The following is a 2,729-nucleotide window of genomic DNA, read 5'->3' on the forward strand; positions in this document are numbered from 1 at the left end:
AAAGTTTTACGTACTTTAACTGAATCAACCTATGAAATTCAGCCTCAGCAAAGTCATTATGAATCTCTCGAAGTAGATGAGTTCTGGAATTTTGTTGGAAATAAAAAGAATAAACAATGGCTTATTTACGCCTATCATCGAGAAACAGGTGAAATTGTTGCTTATGTTTGGGGTAAACGAGATTTAGCTACAGTCTAACAATTGAAGACAAAGCTTAAACAATTAGATATTCACTACACCCGAATTGCAAGTGATCATTGGGACAGTTTCATCACTGCTTTTAAAAATGGTAAGCAAAGTATTGGTAAATTTTTTACTGTAGGTATTGAAGGCAATAATTGCAAAATAAGGCATAGAATTAGGCGTAGCTTCAGAAGAAGCTGTAATTTTTCAAAAAAGCTTGAAAACCATTTTAAAGCTTTTGATTTAGCCTTCTTTTCTTTTACATCAATAATGGCTTCATTTAAAGGCAGCATACTTTTTGAAGCACCACCAAAATTTTATGTTAAGTAGAGACTAAAAATGCCCTTGATTAAGGGCTTACAAGGGCATTTTGTATAAGGTGTATTATGTTAATTTTAGAATTTCTTCATCTCGATAGGTATAGTAGAGTGATATCTCGATAGGTATAGTGTTTTGCAGTTTAGAGGAGATATCGCGATGCATACGCGGAAGGCAATAACGGAGGCGCTTCAAAAACTCGGAGTCCAAACCGGTGACCTCTTGATGGTGCATGCCTCACTTAAAGCGATTGGTCCGGTCGAAGGAGGAGCGGAGACGGTCGTTGCCGCGTTACGCTCCGCGGTTGGGCCGACTGGCACTGTGATGGGATACGCGTCGTGGGACCGATCACCCTACGAGGAGACTCTGAATGGCGCTCGGCTGGATGACGAAGCCCGCCGTACCTGGCTGCCGTTCGATCCCGCAACAGCCGGGACTTACCGTGGGTTCGGCCTGCTGAATCAATTTCTGGTTCAAGCCCCCGGCGCGCGGCGCAGCGCGCACCCCGATGCATCGATGGTCGCGGTTGGTCCGCTGGCTGAAACGCTGACGGAGCCTCACGAACTCGGTCACGCCTTGGGGGAAGGATCGCCCGTCGAGCGGTTCGTTCGCCTTGGCGGGAAGGCCCTGCTGTTGGGTGCGCCGCTAAACTCCGTTACCGCATTGCACTACGCCGAGGCGGTTGCCGATATCCCCAACAAACGGTGGGTGACGTATGAGATGCCGATGCTTGGAAGAGACGGTGAAGTCGCCTGGAAAACGGCATCGGATTACGATTCAAACGGCATTCTCGATTGCTTTGCTATCGAAGGAAAGCCGGATGCGGTTGAAACTATAGCAAATGCTTACGTGAAGCTCGGTCGCCATCGAGAAGGTGTCGTGGGCTTTGCTCAGTGCTACCTGTTCGACGCGCAGGACATCGTGACGTTCGGCGTCACCTATCTTGAGAAGCATTTCGGAACCACTCCGATCGTGCCTCCGCACGAGGCCGTCGAGCGCTCTTGCGAGCCTTCAGGTTAGAGGCCGTCGACAATGATAATCTGGATCAACGGACCTTTCGGCGCCGGAAAGACGACGCTCGCTAAGCGGCTGCGCGATCGGCGTTCCAAATCGCTGATCTTTGACCCCGAGGAAATCGGGTTCGTGGTGAAAGAAACGGTCCCCATGCCAGCGAGCGGAGACTATCAGGATCTCCCCTTGTGGAGGGGACTTACGATCGCGGCGGTCAGGGAGATTCGAAGGAATTACTCGCAGGACATCATCATCCCAATGACGCTCGTGCACCCGGACTATCTGACTGAGATACTCGACGGGGTAAGGCGGATCGACGATCAGCTGCTGCACATCTTTCTGACGCTCAACGAGGACCTATTGCGTCACCGGATCGCGAACCAGACCATGCATCCTGACCCGAATCGAAATGCGGAGATTCGAGAGTGGCGATTAGCGAATGTCGCCCGATGCTTGGCCGCAAGGGAACGGCTTCCATGCACAACCCGTGTTCTCGATAGTGGTGCACACACCAGCGATGAACTCGCAGCGATGGTGCTCGACGGAATCGATGGGCGCACCTGATCGCCTTCGACGCCTGCGCAAAGCGTAGCGCGAGGGTGGCGGGCTCACGACCAAACGCCCAGAGGTCGATCATCGCAGGGATGTTTGGCTTTGTGGTGCGGACGACGGGACTCGAACCCGTACTCTCACAGAGAAGCAGATTTTCGTACCACCTCGACTTTCGCCGCCGTCTGATGACGTTCGTGGTCTGGACTGTCCCTTCGCCATTGCCCGAAGGCTTTAGGCGCCGCCCGTCCAGTCTCTACACCTTCCCCCGAAGGGGCTTGGCTCGGGATTGGCTTAGGGTATTGCCCGTTAGCGTTCCCCGACTTTGAGCGGTTCTACTCCGCGGATTTCCCCGCGGGCACTCCAATTTTAAAGTCTGCTGCGTCTACCGATTTCGCCACGTCCGCCTTTTTTCGCCGTTCCTAGCGCTCGTGCGATGCACCTATGTTGCACCTAGCGCCGAATCGTTCTTCGTCATCCTGAAAAACCACGTCTCCTAAAGCCTTGCATAGCTTATCTTTTCTCCACCACGAACTTTTTTGGGCACTGTTGCAAATAGTCGGTGGTGATAAACTTATCATCCCCTTTTGCTGATGGAGCTGCACATGAACCCATTCAAAGGCCGGCATTTTCAGCGTGACATCATTCTGTGGGCCGTACGCTGGTAC

3 protein-coding genes and 1 pseudogene are annotated in these 2,729 nt (G+C 51.9%); 3 read left to right on the plus strand and 1 reads right to left on the minus strand.

Features of this window, described 5'->3' with window-relative positions:
- From FTT88_RS16890 to FTT88_RS16900, 3 genes and pseudogenes are all read left to right on the plus strand, one after another.
- A pseudogene (locus FTT88_RS16890) lies at nt 1–467 on the plus strand (IS1 family transposase); the annotation flags it as partial.
- A gap of 193 nt (nt 468–660) precedes the next feature.
- Nucleotides 661–1,521, plus strand: a complete 861-nt coding sequence (gene aac(3)-IId, locus FTT88_RS16895) for an aminoglycoside N-acetyltransferase AAC(3)-IId (RefSeq protein WP_000557454.1) — start codon at nt 661–663, stop codon at nt 1,519–1,521.
- 12 nt (nt 1,522–1,533) lie between these two features.
- Nucleotides 1,534–2,076, plus strand: coding sequence for an AAA family ATPase (locus FTT88_RS16900; RefSeq protein WP_000587837.1), 543 nt, complete (start codon nt 1,534–1,536; stop codon nt 2,074–2,076).
- Between the two features lie 407 nt (nt 2,077–2,483).
- Here FTT88_RS16900 and FTT88_RS17570 read toward each other — a convergent pair.
- The coding region (locus FTT88_RS17570) for a hypothetical protein (protein WP_206299284.1) at nt 2,484–2,729 on the minus strand (246 nt) is incomplete at its 5' end.

The sequence above is a fragment of the Acinetobacter sp. YH01024 genome (assembly GCF_013420195.1).
Lineage (GTDB): Bacteria > Pseudomonadota > Gammaproteobacteria > Pseudomonadales > Moraxellaceae > Acinetobacter > Acinetobacter amyesii.

Bases quoted from the DNA above. Each gene is read 5' to 3' on its own strand.
- FTT88_RS16900 (WP_000587837.1), top strand. From the start codon at position 1,534: ATGATAATCTGGATCAACGGACCTTTCGGCGCCGGAAAGACGACGCTC.